The sequence below is a fragment of the Virgibacillus sp. W0430 genome, assembly GCF_051846935.1.
Taxonomy (GTDB): Bacteria; Bacillota; Bacilli; order Bacillales; family Amphibacillaceae; genus JBPYCR01.
On the sequence record NZ_JBPYCS010000014.1, the window covers coordinates 21,639 to 41,594 of the forward strand.

Annotated in this window: 14 protein-coding genes and 1 pseudogene; 13 read left to right on the forward strand and 2 right to left on the reverse strand. The window is 36.9% G+C overall.

Annotated features, from left to right (window positions below):
- The first annotated feature begins 2 nt into the window (after positions 1 to 2).
- The 12 genes and pseudogenes from ACLIBH_RS08935 to ACLIBH_RS08990 form a co-directional block, all read left to right on the forward strand.
- Positions 3 to 1,277 carry a TRAP transporter large permease gene (locus tag ACLIBH_RS08935; protein ID WP_439316405.1) on the forward strand — a complete coding sequence of 425 codons (1,275 nt, stop codon included), beginning with the start codon at positions 3 to 5 and terminating at the stop codon, positions 1,275 to 1,277.
- 86 nt (positions 1,278 to 1,363) lie between these two features.
- Positions 1,364 to 2,473: a TRAP transporter substrate-binding protein DctP gene (gene dctP / locus ACLIBH_RS08940; protein WP_439316362.1), complete on the forward strand. Its 1,110-nt coding sequence runs from the start codon at positions 1,364 to 1,366 to the stop codon at positions 2,471 to 2,473.
- Between the two features lie 124 nt (positions 2,474 to 2,597).
- Positions 2,598 to 3,767 carry a M24 family metallopeptidase gene (locus ACLIBH_RS08945; protein ID WP_439316363.1) on the forward strand — a complete coding sequence of 390 codons (1,170 nt, stop codon included), beginning with the start codon at positions 2,598 to 2,600 and terminating at the stop codon, positions 3,765 to 3,767.
- 385 nt (positions 3,768 to 4,152) lie between these two features.
- Positions 4,153 to 6,285 carry a helix-turn-helix domain-containing protein gene (locus tag ACLIBH_RS08950; RefSeq protein WP_439316364.1) on the forward strand — a complete coding sequence of 711 codons (2,133 nt, stop codon included), beginning with the start codon at positions 4,153 to 4,155 and terminating at the stop codon, positions 6,283 to 6,285.
- Positions 6,286 to 6,415: 130 nt separating this feature from the next.
- Positions 6,416 to 8,062, forward strand: a complete 1,647-nt coding sequence (locus ACLIBH_RS08955) for an ABC transporter substrate-binding protein (RefSeq protein WP_439316365.1) — start codon at positions 6,416 to 6,418, stop codon at positions 8,060 to 8,062.
- 151 nt (positions 8,063 to 8,213) lie between these two features.
- Complete coding sequence (locus ACLIBH_RS08960; RefSeq protein WP_439316366.1) at positions 8,214 to 9,161, forward strand: ABC transporter permease; 948 nt, start codon at positions 8,214 to 8,216, stop codon at positions 9,159 to 9,161.
- Positions 9,162 to 9,190: 29 nt separating this feature from the next.
- Positions 9,191 to 10,078 carry an ABC transporter permease gene (locus ACLIBH_RS08965; RefSeq protein ID WP_439316367.1) on the forward strand — a complete coding sequence of 296 codons (888 nt, stop codon included), beginning with the start codon at positions 9,191 to 9,193 and terminating at the stop codon, positions 10,076 to 10,078.
- A gap of 14 nt (positions 10,079 to 10,092) precedes the next feature.
- Entirely contained in the window at positions 10,093 to 11,082 is a 990-nt protein-coding gene (locus tag ACLIBH_RS08970) for an ABC transporter ATP-binding protein (protein WP_439316368.1), read from the forward strand.
- Complete coding sequence (locus ACLIBH_RS08975; protein ID WP_439316369.1) at positions 11,075 to 12,049, forward strand: ABC transporter ATP-binding protein; 975 nt, start codon at positions 11,075 to 11,077, stop codon at positions 12,047 to 12,049. The genes ACLIBH_RS08970 and ACLIBH_RS08975 overlap by 8 nt, the downstream gene beginning before the upstream one ends.
- Positions 12,050 to 12,223: 174 nt before the next feature.
- Positions 12,224 to 13,465: a Zn-dependent hydrolase gene (locus ACLIBH_RS08980; protein WP_439316370.1), complete on the forward strand. Its 1,242-nt coding sequence runs from the start codon at positions 12,224 to 12,226 to the stop codon at positions 13,463 to 13,465.
- Between the two features lie 18 nt (positions 13,466 to 13,483).
- Entirely contained in the window at positions 13,484 to 14,152 is a 669-nt protein-coding gene (locus tag ACLIBH_RS08985; RefSeq protein WP_439316371.1) for a cysteine hydrolase family protein, read from the forward strand.
- Positions 14,153 to 14,453: 301 nt separating this feature from the next.
- Positions 14,454 to 14,663 (forward strand): annotated as a pseudogene (locus ACLIBH_RS08990) (IS5/IS1182 family transposase); the annotation flags it as partial.
- Between the two features lie 582 nt (positions 14,664 to 15,245).
- Here ACLIBH_RS08990 and ACLIBH_RS08995 read toward each other — a convergent pair.
- Entirely contained in the window at positions 15,246 to 17,156 is a 1,911-nt protein-coding gene (locus ACLIBH_RS08995) for a TRAP transporter permease (RefSeq protein WP_439316372.1), read from the reverse strand.
- A gap of 95 nt (positions 17,157 to 17,251) precedes the next feature.
- A complete protein-coding gene (locus ACLIBH_RS09000; RefSeq protein ID WP_439316373.1) occupies positions 17,252 to 18,253 on the reverse strand; it encodes a TAXI family TRAP transporter solute-binding subunit in 1,002 nt (333 codons plus the stop codon).
- A gap of 684 nt (positions 18,254 to 18,937) precedes the next feature.
- On the opposite strand from ACLIBH_RS09000, the gene ACLIBH_RS09005 reads away from it, so the two are divergent.
- Complete coding sequence (locus ACLIBH_RS09005) at positions 18,938 to 19,948, forward strand: LacI family DNA-binding transcriptional regulator (protein WP_439316374.1); 1,011 nt, start codon at positions 18,938 to 18,940, stop codon at positions 19,946 to 19,948.
- Positions 19,949 to 19,956 lie beyond the last annotated feature (8 nt).

Below are 19,956 nucleotides of genomic sequence, written 5' to 3' on the forward strand. Positions count from 1 at the left end.
TGATGTGGTTTCTAATAGCTTTATTATTTCTGATGCTTCTCCTAAATTTTCCAATAATGATTGTTTTAATTGTAACGTGTTTAGCTTTTATGGTTATTTATACACCGAATTTGGACTTTACGTTATTTGTACAACAATCGATTAGTAGTATTGAAGCATTCGTTCTATTAGCTATACCAATGTTTATTTTTGCTGCTGATATTATTACAGCAGGTAAAACATCGAATAGATTATTAGATTTTATACGAGATTTAGTTGGGCATGTGCGAGGTGGTACAGGTATTGTAACGGCAGCTGCGAGTACGCTGTTTGGCTCTGTATCTGGATCAACGCAGGCAACAGTTGCAGCCATCGGTCCTCCCATGAGGAAAAGAGCTTTAGAAAATGGATATGAAGACTCACACATTATGGGGCTGATTGTTAATTCATCAGGTATTGCAATGTTAATACCACCGAGTATTGTGATGATTTATTATGGTATGTTGACAGGTACATCAGTAGGTGAGTTATTTATCGCAGGAGTTATTCCAGGTGTAATGATATTTATTGCATTTGCTGTTTATGAGTATATTATTGCCATAAAAAAGGGAGTGCCGGTATTCCCAAAAGCTACCTTTCAGCAACGTTGGACATCTTTTAAACGATCTGCTTTAACAATTGGCTTTCCGGTACTTATTCTCGGTGGTATTTATTTAGGCTTATTTAGTCCAACAGAAGCTGCAGCATTTGCTGTATTATATGCATTTATTTTAGAGGTTCTTCTCTTCCGTTCAATAACATTACGTCAATTAATATCCATTGCTGCTTCTACTGGAGTCGTAACGAGTGTTGTGTTTATTTTATTAGCTACTGGCGGGGCGTTTTCTTGGATCATTTCATATTTACGGATTCCACAATTATTAACAGAATCAATTATGGGAAGTGACCCAACCACCTTACAAGTTTTACTTATTATGTCTTTATTTTTCTTTGTCTCTTGTATGTTTGTTGATTCTCTCGTTGCAATTGCTATTCTAGCTCCAATATTTACTCCGGTCGCAGTTGGGGTTGGTGTAGATCCGGTTGCAGTAGGAATCTTGGTAACAATGCAAGCCACATTGGGTACTGTCACACCACCATTTGGAGTGAATATTTTTACAGCATGTGCTGTTTTTAATAAACCATATATGGTAGTTGCAAAGGGCGTAATTCCATACATTGCAATTTTAATGGTTGTAAATTTAATACTTATATTGTATCCCAGTTTAATTACAGCATATCGTATGGTACTGGGATAGCTCTTTGACTATGAAAAGGGGGTGATGTCCTTTTTGGGAACGCAGGTTCTAGTTTGGCATTAAAAAAATTGTCAGGGGGAAATGATATGTTAAAGAAAAGAAGAAGTTTAGTCGTGTTTATGCTACTGTTCCTACTTTCAATTATCACCATAGGGTGTGGTAGTGGGGCTTCTAAAGATATTGAAGATAATAATGGTGAGACGAGCGCTGAGGAGAAGAGTGCAAGTAACGATGAGGGTGAGAATATTACGCTACGATTTGCTCATGAAGAAGGTCCCGGAGATGTTATGGATCTATACGTAAATAAATTCAAAGATATTTTGGAAGAAAAGACGGATGGGCGTATTGCGGTTGATGTCTACACGTATGGTCAGCTTGGTACTAATGTTGATTTGTTAAAGTCTTTGGAGAGTGGTGCGATTGAGTTTTCTATTTCATCACCGGGTATTACAGGATCTATAATTCCTGAAAACCAGTTAATGGCAATTCCATTTATTTTCTCCGATAGCATGGAAGTGAATAAGAAAGTATTAGACGAAAGTGTTGCACTAAACGAAACTTTAGCTAAACAATACGAGTCGAAAGGAATCCAATCATTTAATTATTGGACGACTGGTTTTATGCATTGGACCGCAAATAAACCATTAAAAACACCGGAAGATATGAAGAATTTTAAAATGCGTACGATGGCCTCGCCGTTATTGATTGAATCGTATAAAGTAATGGGAGCAAATCCAACGCCGACGGATGCCGGAGAAATATACACAAGCTTACAAATGAAAATGGTAGAAGGACAAGAAAATGCACTTTTTTACACGTATAACAATAATTTTCATGAAGTCCAAGACTACTTAATGCTTTCCGGACATCATATATATACTACAGTCACAGTAGGGAATAAAGATTTTTTTGAATCATTATCGAGCGAAGATCAACAATTAATTCAGGATACGTTAAACGAAGTAACAGATTGGGTGTATAGCGTTGTTGATGAAGAAGAACAAAAAGCTTTAAAAGGCTTGCAGGAAGCTGATATAGAAATACTTGAGCTAACTTCTGAAGAAAGAGCTGCATTTAAAGAAACTTCTTTAGGCGCAAGGGATGTTTACGTGGAAGAAGTTGGAGGAGATGCACAAGTAATTTTAGAAACGCTTGAAAAAGAAATTGAGGAAGCAGAACAAGAAATATTAAAGTAATCGACCTTTTATATATAAGTAATAAATTGATTCTATAGGAACTTCCAAACTCTAGTGATGAATACGGAGTTTTTCAAAAAATGAATAAAGCTACTTAATTACTGAACTGAGAGGGAGAACGAAAGTGACTGATTTTTCAATTGCAGAATATAAAACAAGAGTGAAAAAAACGAAAGAAAAAATGAACTCAGCAGGTATCGATGTTTTATTGGTCACGGATCCAGCAAATATAAATTATTTAAGTGGATATAATGCATGGTCCTATTACACACATCAACTATTAATCGTTTCGCTTAATGAGGAAGAACCGATTTGGGTAGGGCGAGGTATTGATGAAACAGGGGCCCATCATACCACTTGGTTGCGAGCAGAAAATATTATTTCATATTCAGACGACTATGTACAATCAGAGACAAAGCATGCGATGGAGTTTATGTGCGAAGTTATAAAAAGTAGAAAAATGGATAGAAAATCTATAGGGATGGAATACGACACATACTTTTTTACCGCACAAAATTATATAATTCTGACGCAAACGCTGCCAAATGCAACATTTAAAGATGCTATGAATCTTATTAATTGGATTAGAGTAATTAAGTCGGAAAAAGAATTACAGTATATGCGACGTGCCGGACTACTTGTAAGTAAAGCTATGAAGAAGGCAACTGACCGAATAGAAGCAGGCGTTCGAGAATGTGATGTTGTTGCAGATATTTATCATGCACAAATAAGCGGAACGGAGAAGTTTGGTGGGGACTACCCTTGTTTTCCACCACTACTTCCATCTGGTGAAAAAACAAATGCATGTCATCTTACATGGACAGATGAGAAATATAAGCAAGGAGATCCAGTGATATTGGAGTTATCCGGTACTTATAAGCGCTATAACGTTCCTTTGGCTAGAACATTAGTTATTGGGGAGCCCACAAAAGAAATGGAAACATTGGCAAATGTAGCGATTGAAGGAATAAACGAAGCGTTGCTAGCTGTTAAGCCAGGTGTTACGAGTGAAGAGGTGGAAATGGTCTGGCGAAATTCTATTAAAAAGCATGGCTTTGAGAAGGAATCTCGTATTGGCTATTCTATTGGTGTTAACTATCCTCCTGATTGGGGCGAGAAGACCATTAGCTTAAGACCAGGAGATAAAACAATACTAGAGCCAGACATGACACTTCATATGATTCCTGGAATTTGGATGGATAACTATGGCGTAGAAATTACGGAATCGTTTATTGTGACAGAAACCGGGATTGAATTACTTGCAGACGTGGAGAGAAAGCTATTCATAAAATAAGTGAACTGTGAATTTGATAAAGGTCTCCTTTTCTAATAATTTATACTGTGTATTTAATGTTAAGAACAATGACCCCTATTTAATATATTTGCTCCTACATTGGTGATGAAACATCACTCATATGGGAGCTTTTTTGTAATGAGAATTAATAAGTTTATTAACTGGATCTTTAAATATTTGCATAATGATATAATAGTTAAACAATCTCGATATAAAGGGAGTGATTTAGGTCATCAATAAGTTAAAAGCTATAACACGCTCTATGTAATAAGAATATAAAAATTTGTGTGAACAATTTGAATGTGATATTAATTTTTATAAAACAAGAATAGAAAAATTTTAAGGCTTTTGTTAGCATTTACAACTCTCAATAAGAGGTGATAGTTTGAAAAACGATACTATGAATCAATTTATTGAAATTACGAAGAAGTTCGCGCTGTTATTGGATTTGGACTTAAATGCAATCCGTTTTAAAAATAAACAGGATCAAGATGAAACGTATTTATTACTTAATCATTCGCTTGCTTTTAAACAGGACGATAAAATAACGATTTGCTTGATGAAGGACAATTATGTTGAGTTATCATTTGCACAAAAAATCAATACAGAAAAATCCGATCTATTACGTACCATATTAAAAAAACAATGGGAATACATTGAGAAAATTCAAGATGTGGAATATCAATTAAACGCGAAAGATTTGCTCTTGTATAGTTCAAAAACGTTGTCGTCTTCGTTGCGTTTAACAGATGTTTTGAAGCAAATTTTAGATAATACGTTAAAAGTAATTGAAGCTGCAGATGCGGGTAGTATTTATCTTGTTGATAATGATGAAACGTATCTTATTCCAAAGGTGACAAGTGGCTTTAATTGGAATTATATTAAGCGAATTAGGTTTAAGCCGGGTGAATCCATTACAGGGCTCACGTATGTACTGCAAAAGCCCATGATGTTTGAGCATTCGGATGATGTATATGAAGGGATGGCAACAATTCGTAAAGAAAATAAAGAGTTTTTTGACTTGGCAGTCCCTAAAGTTTCTGGTGGGGTAGCGGCGAAGTCTAAAAGTGCGATGTGCTGTCCTTTTATTATAAATAATACGTGCTATGGGGTTGTTTCGATAAATAATTTCTTGACAAATGCTCATTTTAGGAAGGAAGATTTACAGCTGCTGGAAGCGGTATGTAGTCAAGCTTCTATGGCAATGGAGCGTGGGTTTTTATTTGAAGAAATTGAAAATCAAGTTCGAAGCTTAAATCAACTAAATTATGAAATAGAAAATAAGAATAAGCGTCTTGAATTTGCAGCGCGTACACATGAAAAGCTGACAAACATTGTGTTGCAGCAAAAGGGCTTTGAAGAAATTGCAGAAACGGTAGCTCAAATTATTGATAAAGAGGTTATTATTTACGATCGTTTTTGCCAGCAAGTAGCGAGTACCCTGCAGGGGGAAAGGGAGATTCACCATATTCCCCATTACATGGATAAACTAAGGGAATCCATTGATACAAAAAGGAAAATGACTATTAAAGACGATCCATATCGTATAAATATTTTACCTGCTGTTGGTGCGGCAGAATTAAAGGGGCTTATTGTTGTGAAGGGTGTGGAGATGCTCGGTAATGATGAGATCATTGCACTGGAGCAGGCGAGTACAGTTGTTGCACTCGAGCTGTTAAAGCAAGAATCGATTGAAGAAGAAAAAGAGCAAATGAAGGGCGAGTTTTTGGAAGATGTTATAGAAAATGTTGATTTGGATTTAGTGAAAGCTCAAGCACAGCATCTAGGTATAAAAGAAGGAAATAAATACAACTTTATATCCATGCAAATTGTTCAGCCGATAGGAATGCAAAAGAAAATAAAACGATTGAAATGGTTCCTTGAACAAATTATCGTGCAACAAAATCCGGGCAGTATTTTATTTTTAGGAAAGAGCGGATTTCATGCCTTAATTTGTTGGAATGATAAAGGGAAGGAGGATGAGTTAATTGAAAAGAGTTTTTTATTAATGAAGGAGTGGAAGAAAGCAGTACATTTCCATTTGGAAGAAAGAGATGTGTCTGGTGTTATTGGCCGGTTTATAACGAAAATTGAAAACTTATCTCAATCGTACTTGGATATTAGGAAAGGGAACGAAATTTTAAACCAAAAAAGATTTAAAAATAAAATTATAACGTATAAAGATATGGGCATCTATCATATGATGATGAGATTATCTAAAGAGGAACAATATCAATTTGTATATGACCATTTGAAGCCGTTAATTGAGTACAAGCATAAGAATAAAATAGATTTATTATTGACGCTCGAAGCCTACTGTGAATTTAATCAAAAGGCGGATAAAGTTATTCAGCATTTGCATTTACATAAAAACACGTATACATACCGATTGAAACGCGTTCAGGAAATATTGGGAATGGACTTAACGGATACAACTCATTATTTAAACGTGTTATTTTGCTTTCGATTGATGGACACTTTTGGCGTGAAAAATAAATGGTTGAAATTAGAAGAGTAAAATTATCGGAATTTTATGTGCTAGTACCCAAAAGTAAGGTATAAAAAATGTGAAAGAGTACTAAAATTTATTTGTCATACTATTCGATAATATTAGTAATCAGTAAAAATATAATAGGGAGGTACAAAAATTGCGATTTTACACTTTTAAAAGACGGAATATTTTAAATTTATTGCTTTTTGTTTTGGTTGGAATACTTATTTTGGCTGCAGGGTGTATGCCGAAAGAGGAGAGTTCTACTTCTAATGACGCATCACCAGCAGAAAATACGGATGAGGTGGATGCGGAAACGTCTTCTGTCGGTACGTTCGTAGTAGATCTAGTCGCTGATGCAACGACGATGGATCCGGGACAAGCGACGGATGTTAACACCCATCGGGTTCATTATAATATGTTTGATACGTTAGTTCAGTGGAAAGAGGAGGCTTTTGAAATAGCTCCAGGACTAGCTGAAGAATGGGATATCTCCGAGGATGGGCTTGAATACACGTTCTACTTACGGGAAGGCGCAATGTTTCACGATGGGACGGATGTAGATGCTGAAGCGGTTAAATTTACGTATGATCGTATGATTGACGAAAATCATGAACATCATTACGGCCCTTTTCCTTTAGCAGATTTCTATTATGGAATGATTGAAGAAATAGAAGTTATTGATCCGTACACAGTTAAATTTGTTTTACAAGAAAAAACAGCTTCATTTCTTTTTAATATGGCTACGATCATCGGTGGAATTGTAAGTCCTACAGCAGTTCAAGAATCTGGGGAGGATTTTGCGAGTAATGCGATTGGTAGCGGTCCATTTAAGCTTGAAAATTGGCAACGAGGCGTTCAAATTGAATTAGCTCCGCACAAAGAATATTGGGATGGTGCACCAGAAATAGCCAAGTTAGTTATTACACCAGTCAAGGAAGATCTTGTACGAGTAACGCGTTTAATGAATGGAGAGTCGCATTTAATTTACGATGTGAATCCAGACAGCATTGAAGAAATTGAAGGGGACAGTAATCTGGAAATGCTTACGCAAGCAAGCCCGCATCTGTGGTACGTTGGGTTAAATATTAGAAAAGAACCATTTGGAGATTTAAAAGTAAGGCAAGCAGTTAACTATGCAATTGATAAGGAAGCGATTGTGAATGACATTTTAAAAGGTACAGGTGTTGCAGCAACGCAGCCGTTAGCACCAGCGTATAACGGACATGACCCAAGTATTGAAGGGTATCCGTACAATCCAGAGAAGGCAAAACAATTACTAGAGGAAGCTGGGTACAGTGAAGGCGATATTTCAATTAACTTTGTAATACCTGAATCAGGTTCTGGAATGCAACAGCCGGTTGCAATGTCTACCGCAATCCAAAGTTATTTAGCAGATGTCGGGATAGAAGTAGGAATTGAAAAAATGGAATGGGGCGCTTTTCTTGATGAGGTAAACCAAGGTGGTCGAGACGTCAATGATATGTGGGCGCTATCTTGGATGGCTATTACAGGGGATGACGATAACGTGATGACAAATCTTTATTCGTCCAATAACATTCCGTTGTTTAATAGTGGCTATTATGAAAATGAAGAAGTGACTACGTTACTTGATGAAGCAAGGGTTGAAACCGATTTTGAAAAAAGAAGTGCACTTTATCAAAAGGCTTCCAAAATTATAACGGAAGAAGCTGCCATGCTATTTGTTGATTATGCGAAGCAAACGGCAGCGATGACATCGGAGCTTAATGGATTCCAGCTTCACCCATCTCAAATGATGGATGTATCAAAGATAGGAAAATAATTTGTTACCGTGCGCCCGCTCCATCTTACTTATGTAGCTTCGAGCGGGCGTATGTTTCCTCATAAGCAAAAGAAATGAGTATGTGAATCGCTTAAATATTTAACAACGTATCGTCCGCATTTAAGCCTCACATAAGGAGTGTAGGACCGTTATGTTTTCATATTTAATTCATCGAATTATTTGGCTAATCCCTGTGTTTTTTGGCGTATCGATCTTAATATTTGTAGGCATGAGACTAGCCCCTGGAGACCCCGCGCAATTATTGCTTGGCTCCTATGCTACCGAAGAAAGCTTGGCTAATCTTCGGGCGGAAATGGGGTTGGACGCTTCCATTTTTACGCAATATTTTATTTGGTTAAGCGATATTGTGACACTTGATTTCGGTCGTTCCATTACGTATAACGAGGAAGTTTTAACACTTGTATTATCAAAAATTGTGGCGACAGCATATTTGGCGGTCGGTAGTTTACTTATTGCAATTCCGATTGGGATGATTATTGGTATCATTTCTGCGGTGAAACAAAATACATGGATTGATCGTTTGCTAATCCTTTTTCCACTAACCGGCATAAGTCTTCCAATTTTTTGGCTTGGGATGCTCTTAATTATAATTTTTTCAGGAATGTTGGAATGGTTTCCGTCGTCAGGTATTTACTCACCTGATGGAGGTGGAATGCTCGATTTACTTTATCATTTAGTTTTACCAGCAATTACACTTTCTCTAGTTCCTGCGTCCGTAATTGCTAGAATGATGCGATCATCCATGCTTGAAGTAATCAGACAGGATTATATACGAACGGCAAGAGCGAAAGGGGCAAAGGCGAAACGGGTCATATTAATTCACGTGCTGCGTAACGCATTAATTCCTGTAGTTACGGTAATCGGAATGCAAATAGGATACGTGATTGGCGGGGCTGTCGTTGTGGAGGTTGTGTTTTCATGGCCTGGAATTGGGCAAATGCTCATGAACGCGATATTAACGAGAGATTATCCTTTAGTAATTGGTGGGACGCTAATTTTAGCTTTAATTTTTGCGCTCGTAAACTTAGTCGTTGATTTACTGTATAGCATTATTGATCCGAGAATTCAAACAAAATGACGGCTAAACGGGCGCGAGAGGAGTTTTAAATGGTGGATGTAACAAAGGAGAATGCAGATCAGTTACCTGTTGCGAATAAAAGGAAATTCATACGTAACGCTTTCAAAAAGCATAATTATATTGTTGTCGGCTCCGTACTCGTTGGGGCGTTTGTACTTATAGCTATTTTAGCACCAATATTAGCACCAATGAATCCCGATCAAGTAAACCCAGCAGCAAGGCTAGCGGGAATAGGTACGGAAGGTCATATTTTAGGTACGGATCATTTAGGTCGAGATATGCTAAGTCGTCTAATTTATGGAAGCCAAGTGACATTATTAAGTGGCTTAGCTGCTGCACTTATGGCAATGCTTGCTGGTGTCAGTCTTGGGGTGTTTGCAGCGATGAGTCATAAGCGAATAGATAACATAATTATGCGCTTTATTGATGTTTTAATGGCGTTTCCAGCAATATTATTGGCTATTTTAATTGTTGCTTTTTTAGGGCCAGGATTAAAGAATGCATTAATCGCTGTAGCTTCAGTAAACATTCCATTTTATGCACGGTTAACCCGTTCCGTAACGTTATCGTTAAAAGAAATGGAATTTATTGAGGCCTCAAATGCAATCGGAAACCGTAAAAGTAAAACGGTATTTAAACATATTTTGCCAAATATATCTGCCTATATCGTCGTTCAATCGATGATGAATATTGGTTGGATGATAACCGAAACAGCTTCACTTAGCTTTTTAGGTTTAGGTGCACAGCCGCCGACTGCTGATTGGGGGAGTATGCTTGGAGAAGGGCGGTCGATTATGACGATTGCTCCATTGACTGTAGCATTGCCGGGGATTTGTATATTTTTAGTTGTAATGGGCTTTAATTTGTTAGGTGATGGATTGCGAGACTATTTAGATCCGAAGCTGAAAGATAGATAGAAGAAGGTGATAACGTGAGCGATTTATTGTCCATTCAAGCACTTGAGACAACATTTTTTACAGCGGAAGGAAACATAACGGCTGTTGATCAGGTGAGCTTTGATTTAAAAAAGGGAGAAATTGTAGGCATTGTAGGAGAGTCTGGCAGTGGGAAAAGTATTACTTCTCTGTCGATTATGGGACTCGTACCTTCCCCTCCTGGCAAAATTACAGGTGGGAAGATTCTTTATAAAGGAAAAGACCTGCGAAAGCTTAAGGAAGAAGATTTAAGAAAATTGCGCGGAAAAGAAATAGCGATGATCTTTCAAGAGCCAATGACTTCTTTAAATCCTGTATATACAATCGGGTATCAGCTCGATGAGGCAATTATGCTCCATGAACGTCTAGATAAAAAAACAATACGGAATCGATCGATTGAGTTGCTAAATTTAGTAGGAATCCCACGCGCGGAAGAAATTGTTAAAGAGTACCCTCATCAATTATCTGGTGGTATGCGTCAGCGGGTCATGATTGCTATGGCAATGGCTTGTAATCCTGATTTATTAATAGCAGATGAGCCAACAACTGCTCTCGATGTAACGATACAAGCACAAATTTTAGAATTACTAAAAAAGCTTCAAGCGGAAAAAGGACTTTCAGTTCTACTTATTACACATGATTTAGGTGTAGTTGCCGAATCGTGTCAGTACGTTTTAGTAATGTATGCCGGTCAAATTGTTGAAAAGGCAAATGTGAAAGACATTTTCTTAAATCCTCAGCATCCGTACACAATTGGTTTAATGAAATCGATCCCAAAAATATCTGGGGATAAAGGAGCGCTATACTCGATTCCTGGTCACGTAGTAAATCCTTTAGAAGAAATAAAAGGCTGCCGTTTTGCTGAAAGGTGTGCAAAAGCAACCGAAACATGCTTTAACGAACTGCCACCGCTAACATCGTTAAACGAAGAGAGCGAGCATTATTATCGCTGTTGGTACCCTGGGAAGGATGGAGAATATGAGTAAGACGTTGCTTGAAATAAATAAGTTGAAAAAACATTTTCCAATCCAAAATGGTCTTTTAAAAAGAAAGCAATATGTTAAAGCAGTAAATGATGTGACATTATCGATTGATCAAGGAGAAGTTTTTGGATTGGTCGGTGAAAGCGGCTGTGGTAAGTCAACGACGGGCAGATTAATCTTAAATCTTCTTGAACCAACAGATGGCCAAATTATTTTTGATGGAAAAGACATATCAAATTTATCTAAATCAGAGCTCCGTTTGTTAAAAAAGGATATGCAAATTATTTTTCAAGATCCTTTTGCTTCATTAGACCCACGAATGAAAGTGTATGGCATTATTGCTGAACCAATGGTTACGCATAAATTGTTTAAAACAAAGCAGGAGCTTGATAAAGAGGTACGGCGCTTAATAAATGTTGTTGGCTTAAAAGACTATCATTTGGATCGGTACCCCCATGAATTTAGTGGTGGACAAAGGCAGCGGATAAGTATTGCTCGATCGTTAGCGCTAGATCCTAAGTTTATCGTAGCAGATGAATCGGTATCTGCATTAGACGTTTCGATTCAATCGCAAATTTTAAACTTATTAAAGAAGCTGCAAGAAGAATACAATTTAACTATTTTATTTATCTCACATGACCTAAGTGTCATTAAGTATATTAGCGATCAAGTGGGTGTAATGTATTTAGGGAATGTCGTTGAACGAGGTAGAAAAGAAGATATATTTAAAGATCCTTTGCACCCGTATACGAAAGCATTGTTATCTGCTGTTCCAATTCCAGACCCGACTTTAAAACGAGAAAGAATTATATTAGAAGGAGATATTCCGAGCCCGTCCAACCCTCCGTCTGGATGCCCGCTTCATCCACGTTGTCCGATGAAAATGGACATTTGTGCGGTGGAGCTACCTGAATTACGTGAGACGCGTACAGGTCATTATGTATCCTGTCATTTATATGCTGAAAAATAAACGAACGAAGAGAACACGAAATTTGCTGTTTAAAAGATAGATTACGAGTAGTCGTAGTGGAAAGATGAAATTTATGCAGCTGTGGGTGAGAAAGCACATAGGTTCCAGCTGTTTTAAAAGGTGTGTACACATACGAATGATAGAACATTGTGTTGAAGTGCAGGAGGGTAGTATATGTCCATTGGGTCTAAAATAAAAATAAATAAAGAACGATTGTGGAATTCAATAAATGAACTGGGCGATATAGGGAGTATGGGAGAGCAAGGAGTTACAAGACTTTCTTTAACAAAGGAGGACATGGAAGCGAGAAGCTACATTATCGATTTAATGGAGACAGCTGGGTTACAAGTAAGGATCGATGCAATCGGTAATATTATTGGAAAAATTGAAGGCAAGGATCCAACAGCCCCTGTTGTAATGACAGGCTCTCATATAGATACCGTTTTTAATGGAGGAAAATTTGATGGTGCTTTAGGTGTATTGGCTGGAATAGAAGCTGCGCGAACGATCATAGAAAATCAAGTTCCAATTGAAAACGGAATTGAAATTATTTCTTTTACGGATGAAGAAGGTGCACGATTTAATACGGGCTTTATCGGGAGCAAGGCTTTAACAGGATATTTAACCGAAGAAGAGCTGGCGAAAAAGGATAGAGACGGGGTACGAATGGATGAAGCACTTATGCGTGCAGGCTTTACCCCGGACACCTGCCATCTAGCAAGAAGAAGTTCAAATGAAATTAAAGCGTATTTAGAGCTTCATATTGAACAAGGAAGAGTGCTTGAAACAGAGAATTTACCTATTGGAATTGTGACGGATATTCAGGGAACGGTGTGGATTGATGTTGCGTTTATTGGCAGGGCAGATCATGCAGGAGCGACACCGATGTCCATACGAGTAGATGCCTCGTTAGCAATGTCTGAGTCATTGCCGTTAATTGAAAAGGCTGCAATCAAATGGGGTGGGGTAGCTACTGTAGGGACGATGCAATTTTACCCAGGGGGGATTAACATTATCCCTGAGAAGGTTATGTTTACGATTGATTGCCGACATGTTGATAAAACGAAGCGCGAGCAAATGAAAAATGAAATAATTGGACTTCTACATCAATGTGCTGAAAAGAGAAGCCTAAAAGCAAAGGTAAAGGTGAATGTGGAGGTTGACCCTGCATCTTGTTCGACTAAAATTATAAAAGTGTTTGAAAATGTAGTTACTCAGACGGGTTTGCCTTTATTTAAAATGAAGTGTGGAGCAGGACATGATGCATTATTCATGTCGAAAATTACCGACTTCGGTATGATATTGGTTCGATCAAAGGATGGCATAAGTCACAATCCTAACGAATGGAGTTCTAAAGAGGATTGCTCAATCGGTACGCAGGTACTTTATGAAGCACTTGTCCTTTTGTCTAAATAATCAAATGGAGGATGACGAATGGAGCAACTGAACAAGCTTATGCATTTATATGGGAATCAAAAGCATATGCCGCAAATTAAAAAAAGCGAAACGGCAATTGTTATAACAGATATGCAATATTTTGATACGAAACGAGGCTATGGAATTTTAGCGGATACGATAAAGGATCCCTCTATTTTAGACTATTATTATGATCGTGTGGAGAAAACGATTATTCCTTCGCTTCAAAAACTGCTTCAATTTTGCAGGGAGAATGGAATTGAAATTATTTATTCTAAAATTGAATCATTAACAGTCAATGGGAGAGATCGAAGTCTCAGCCATAAACGCTTAAATATACATGTGAAAAAAGGAACAAAAGAGGCTGACATTATTGAAGAAATCGCTCCTTTGAATACGGAAATCGTATTGAGTAAAACCGCTTCTGGCGTATTTGGAACAACGAACATTGATTATGTATTAAACAATTTAGGAATTAAAAATGTAATTGTAACGGGCGTACTAACAAACGAATGTGTGGAGAATTGTGTTCGTTCTGCTGCTGATTATGGGTATGAAGTGTTTATTCCTGAGGATACGGTTGGCGCGCTTACGAAAGAAATACACGAGTACGCATTAATGACGCTCGGAAATGCGTATGCAACAGTTACAAATGTCGATGAAGTGCTTCGGAGCTTTGTTGAATGATTATGTAAGCAAAAGTGTTAAAATAGTGGCTTTTACTTACATAAACCACCATAATGATTGCTTAAAATTTTGTTTAAAAATCCCCTTTAAGTAAGTTGGAAAGGGGATTTTCTCGTTCATATGATAAAATATTAGTACTTATGTAGTGAAATGAATTTCATAATTCCAAACCCTTACAGGGCACCGGTTTGAAAACTTAAAAAAAGAAGTACCTCTCCAATGGTAGTTTGACTACAAACCATAGACTGGAGGGACACTTCCTATGACCATTATACGTCAACCTAGCTTTGAACCCTTATGGTTCGATAAACACTTTGCGCCTACCTGTTTCAGAGAGCATTCTTATCGATATGATAGCTATGGTTCCAAATACGAGACCTTGAAATACACAATCTTTAAGAAATGTATCGATTGTCCATTGGCTACTGAAGGCATTTGTCAAAAAGTATTTAAGGTGAAGATCACCAAAGATCTTCGAAGATATACAGTTCCAGCTTTGGGATCAGAAGCTTAGGGAATTATCTATAATCGACGTACAGCCGTTGATCCTGCAGGAAAAGTAACAGCGAAAAAATCCATTTTAAAAGTTTTGGCAAAAACCTTTAAAATTAGTTGAGGCGTTGCCTGCGGAAAGCGGAGTGGATCCGCATGGAATACCGCAGACACCAATCTCGCTTTAAATTTTTAAGTCGATTTTAAAATTCTGTTCTTTTGTGATGTGTTAAAAATGGCAATTATGAAATTGAATCATGTGTGTAAAAATTACTTTAAGTCATAACTAGTATCGATCCTCATCCTCACCCTGGGGGACGATTGCGCTTATATTTGTTATCGTTTTTCATGGCGTTTAATTCCTCTTTGCTTTTATTCTTCGTTTTTGTCTTATTTTTGTCTTTTGACATATGATTTTTTTGCCCCTTTCCAATTCGTATACGTATAGCTTATCCATAAGGTTGAAAAATATTTTTCCATGAAAAACGTTCTGCAAATAAAAAGTTCAAATGCTTGTACGAGTTATGCTTATCTCGCTATTGGCATTTGAACGGATAGAAAACAAGAGGTGGTTGCTGGCTTTTTTGAGGTGGATAAATGATTAAACGATTGAAGATAGGCGTGTTTCTTTGTCTTTTGTAGTAACTTTTATAAAAATCATTAAACATAGCATTGCGATAATACCAATTGCATCTGTTATGTACCCTGGAAAGATAAGCGAAATGGCGATAATTAAAAAGCATGCACTTTCCACTAGTTTTAAATTGCGGATAAAGAACTGCTGTAAACCAAACGCTAAAGAAAACAATCCAATAATTGCTGTAATGACACTGATAATCGTAACTGTTATGGATCCTTTTAGAATTAATGCTGGTTCAAAAACGAACATAAACGGTAAAATGAAAGCGGGTGCACCTAAGCGTAACGCGGTAAGACTAGTGGACATTGGCCGATCACCGGAAATACCAGCTGCTACGATTGATGCAAGTGCTACAGGTGGTGTAATTGCTGAGATAATACCGAAATAGAAAATAAACAAATGTGCAGCTAATGGGTTTACACCTAATTGAATTAAAGCAGGAGCGACCATTACACCTAGCACTAAATAGGCTGCAACGGTTGGTAGTCCCATTCCTAAAACGAGAGAAGCAAGCATTGTTAGCAGTAATAATAACAGCAGATTTCCATTTGCTGTATTTACAAGCAAGGACGACAGTTGAAAGCCAATGCCAGTCTGCATAATGACTCCTATAACTATTCCTATAGAAGCACAAGCTACAGTAGTTTCAAGCGCACCAATAGCCCCTTTTCTCATTGATAAAATGATACTAGAAATGCTCATTCTGTTTTTCGGATTTATAAAAGTAGATAAGATCGTAACAACAATTGCCCAGAATCCAGCTTTCATAGGGGATAATTGAACAATAAGTAATAAGTAGACAAGGACTAATGGCGATAGTAATAAATGCCATCCTTTTGACAAAGTCTTTGTTATTTTGGGAACCTCATCTTTTTCCAAACCTCTTACATTCTTTTTAATTGCTTCTACGTCAACGACAATAAAAACAGAAACGTAAAACAATATCGCAGGAATAGCGGCAGAAATTACAACCTCCCAAAAAGGGATTTGTAATACTTCGGCTATTAAAAATGCTGCCGCTCCCATAATCGGAGGCATAAATTGTCCGCCTGTAGACGAAACGGCTTCTACTGCTCCTGCAAAACGAGAAGAATATCCTGTCTTTTTCATTAAAGGAATTGTAAAACTTCCTGTGCCTGCTGTGTTGGCAACCGCACTTCCAGATATAGAACCAAACAGTCCACTTGCTATGACCGATATTTTTGCTGGACCTCCACGCACTTTTCCTACTAGTCCTTTTGCCAAATCGATGAAAATATCGCCTGCTCCAGAAATATTCAATACCGCAGCATACAAAATAAATAAAAAGACAAAGGTTGATGCAACTCCTAGAGCAATTCCGAATACCCCTTCGACACCCATTATTTGATAACGTAGAATTTCAGCTGTATTATATCCTTTGTGATGGAGAGCACCACTGAACATATTTCCAATATACGCATATCCAATAAAAATAAGGACAATAATTGGAAGGGAATAACCAATTGTTCGTCGAGTTGCTTCAAGAATAAGAAGAAGGACAATTAACGAAATAATAATTTGAGCTGGTGTTATCCGTCCTGTTTGTGTCCATATGTCCATATGGTTAATAACGATATAACCAAGAGATATAATTGTTAGTATAATTAATGCGATTTTTCCTATACTAAATTGGCCTTTTAGTGATTCGCTTGCTCCAAACGGATAAATAATAAATATAATAGCCATAGCAAATAGCAAATGTACGGAACGTTGTTGTAAGATCGGAAAAATACCGAAATATGCAGTGTATAATTGAAAACAAGCCCAAATCACGGCTACCACAGTTATTGTAATTTGAAAGGCTCTTTTTTGTTTATCGTTTTGGAATATAGAGTTGCTAAACAGGATCATCACTCCATTTCATTGTTGTAATTTTAACCGTGTAGTGAAAGCAAGGCAATAAATGATTTATAGTAAACCAATTTATTGCCTTGAGCTTTTATTAATTATTCAATGACACCATTTTCTTCGAAATATTTTTTGGCACCGGGATGCAGTTTATCTGGATCAATAATTCCACGTTCAATATACTCCGCGTTTTTTTCTAGTGTAATGGATTCACCGCCTGGATGAGCTGCTGCAACTTCGCTATTATTCTCAATTAAATTCTTTGTAATCTCATAAATGTGATCTTCTGATACATCGTTATGTGTGTATAATACAGTGTAATAAGAATAGAAATATTTGTCCTCATCTACACCAGGGTATGTGCCTTTTGGTATTTTAGTAGTAGCCCATAAAGGATGTTTTTCGTTAAAAGAGTCTGTAGCTTCTTTATCAATATCTAATATTTTTATCCCTCTTGTACTAGCGAGTTCTTCCAAAAGACCGCTTTTCGGAAAGGCTGTGTAAATACCTGCATCGATATTATTATCTTTCATCGCTTCTACCATTTCAGTGTATGGTAGGTATTCCCACGTAATATCGCTTTCACTTATGCCGGCTTCTTCAAGAAGTGCTGCAGTTGCATCTTTTGTTGATTCGGATGCCACCCCTACTTTCAATCCTTTTAATTCGTTCACGTTTGTAAGTTCGGAGTCTTCCAATACAACAATTGACATAACATTGTCGTATAAGGCCATTACAGGCTGTATCTTCTCTAACTTAGTATCAAACTCGCCTTCTCCAGCCATCGCTCGTTCCATCATGTCAACCATACCTAAGCCTAAGACTGCTTGTCCGTCTTCAAGTGACTGAGGTGTTTGACTAACAGAAGGCGGGGTGGTAGCGTTCAAGTGAATCTTTTCAGAGTTCTCATTTATAACCTTTAACATACCTCCGCCAATTAAATTATAAGCTCCCCCTGAGCTTCCAGTAGCAAAAGCACCAGAGAGCGTTTCACCTGATTTTTCGCCACTACTGCTATTATCGTTACCGCAAGCTGAAACGAGCAAAACAATAATTAAGGTAAAACATAAAAAACTGATTTTTAATCGTTTACTGTTCAAATTAATCCTCCTAAGTGGTATATGTATTTTTAAAGAATGTATTGCTGTAAAGTTGATCATTGAAATGTGTTGTAATAGCTTTCCTTAATTTAGCTTGAAAAAGAAGAATATTAATTAGAGGGATTGAATATACGCTTCAGTTACGAAAACAATTGTTTAATAAAAAAGGTGGAAATTATGTATTTAGATTAGATGATAGTTTAGCAATTAATTATACAGTTGTCAATAATGCGAAAATTTTTGATTGAGTTACGTATTTGTGGGTGATATTTTAAGAAGTTAAAAAACCGCTCTTTGTATTCGTTAATTTTAGTATTGATTCCTACCGACCGCAGTAGATATACACTACGCTTTCCGAGGAGGCTGAAGCCGTGCCCGCGGAAAGCATCCACCTGCAGTGAACATCAACGATGTTATTCATGTGTATATCGTTCGAAGTAAAATTGATCACATATTATCTAGTTAGATTCGTGCATCTGTTCCCCCACAAACATTTTACTCATACAAAATTTTTGTATAAATTGTAATTCAAATGCGTTCAAGTATATCGCTTGGAAAAGTATTAATTGCCTTAACAATTTTCTGCTAATTAAGTATTTTTTAAAAATACTGTTGTTTTTTATTTTCAGATAATGTATGATGTTACTAAACCGAATTAGTAAACCGATTTAGTGGGTGATGATTATGCGTGGGAAAGTAACTATAAGCCATGTTGCTCGTGAAGCTGGTGTTTCTAAAAGCACTGTTTCTCAGTTTTTGAACGCACGATATGATTACATGAGTGAAGAAACGAAGAAAAGAATTGAAAAAACAATAATTGAATTAAATTATCAACCAAATGCTATCGCAAGAAGCTTGAAAACAAAAAACACAGCAACAATTGGAGTGATTGTTGCAAACATTCTTCATACGTATTCAACACAAGTCATTAGATCAATAGAAAATGTTTGTCATGAACGTAGGATTTCAACAATAATTTGTAATGCTGATAATGATCCTGAGAAAGAATTGAACTATATTGAAACTCTTTTATCTAAGCAAGTGGATGGACTTATCGTAATTCCGATGAAGGAGAATGCTAAAGAATATCGTCGGCTCATTAATCAAAAATACCCGATTATATTTCTCGATCGACTACTTGATGAAGTAGAAAATGAATCTATTCTTTTAAATAACGAATTGGCTTCAGAATTAGCAGTAGATCATTTATTGGAAAACAAATATGACAAAATTGCAATAATGACAACACCGTTAAATGCGAATATAACACCTCGTTTGGAGAGAGTACGAGGCTATGAAAACGCGCTAAGAAAGCATCGCATACCAGTAGATACGCAATACATTAAAAGTGTACCGGTTAATCGTATGCAAAAAGAACTAGAAAATTTATTTAAACTTACTATTCCTCCGAATGCAATTATTTCGGGGAACGATTTAACGCTCGTAGAAATTTTAAGTTTTATAAAACAGAATGAATATGTATTGGGCAAGGAAATAGGCTTGGTTACAATAGATGAAGTGCCATATGCATCGCTATTTACACCATCTATTACGACCATTATGCAACCGACATTTGAAATGGGGAAGAAAGCAGCAGAATTGTTGCTAGACAAAATTGAAAAAAAGTCAAATTTATCACGTGAGATTTATCGTTTTAAGCCGAGTCTTATCGTAAGAAATTCTTCTATAAAATAAGAAAAGTG

Coding starts and splice junctions, on each gene's coding strand:
- ACLIBH_RS09005 (WP_439316374.1), top strand. CDS start 18,938: ATGCGTGGGAAAGTAACTATAAGCCATGTTGCTCGTGAAGCTGGTGTT.
- dctP (WP_439316362.1), top strand. CDS start 1,364: ATGTTAAAGAAAAGAAGAAGTTTAGTCGTGTTTATGCTACTGTTCCTA.
- ACLIBH_RS08935 (WP_439316405.1), top strand. CDS start 3: ATGTGGTTTCTAATAGCTTTATTATTTCTGATGCTTCTCCTAAATTTT.
- ACLIBH_RS08980 (WP_439316370.1), top strand. CDS start 12,224: ATGTCCATTGGGTCTAAAATAAAAATAAATAAAGAACGATTGTGGAAT.
- ACLIBH_RS08965 (WP_439316367.1), top strand. CDS start 9,191: ATGGTGGATGTAACAAAGGAGAATGCAGATCAGTTACCTGTTGCGAAT.
- ACLIBH_RS08975 (WP_439316369.1), top strand. CDS start 11,075: ATGAGTAAGACGTTGCTTGAAATAAATAAGTTGAAAAAACATTTTCCA.
- ACLIBH_RS08985 (WP_439316371.1), top strand. CDS start 13,484: ATGGAGCAACTGAACAAGCTTATGCATTTATATGGGAATCAAAAGCAT.
- ACLIBH_RS08960 (WP_439316366.1), top strand. CDS start 8,214: ATGTTTTCATATTTAATTCATCGAATTATTTGGCTAATCCCTGTGTTT.
- ACLIBH_RS08995 (WP_439316372.1), bottom strand. CDS start 17,156: ATGATCCTGTTTAGCAACTCTATATTCCAAAACGATAAACAAAAAAGA.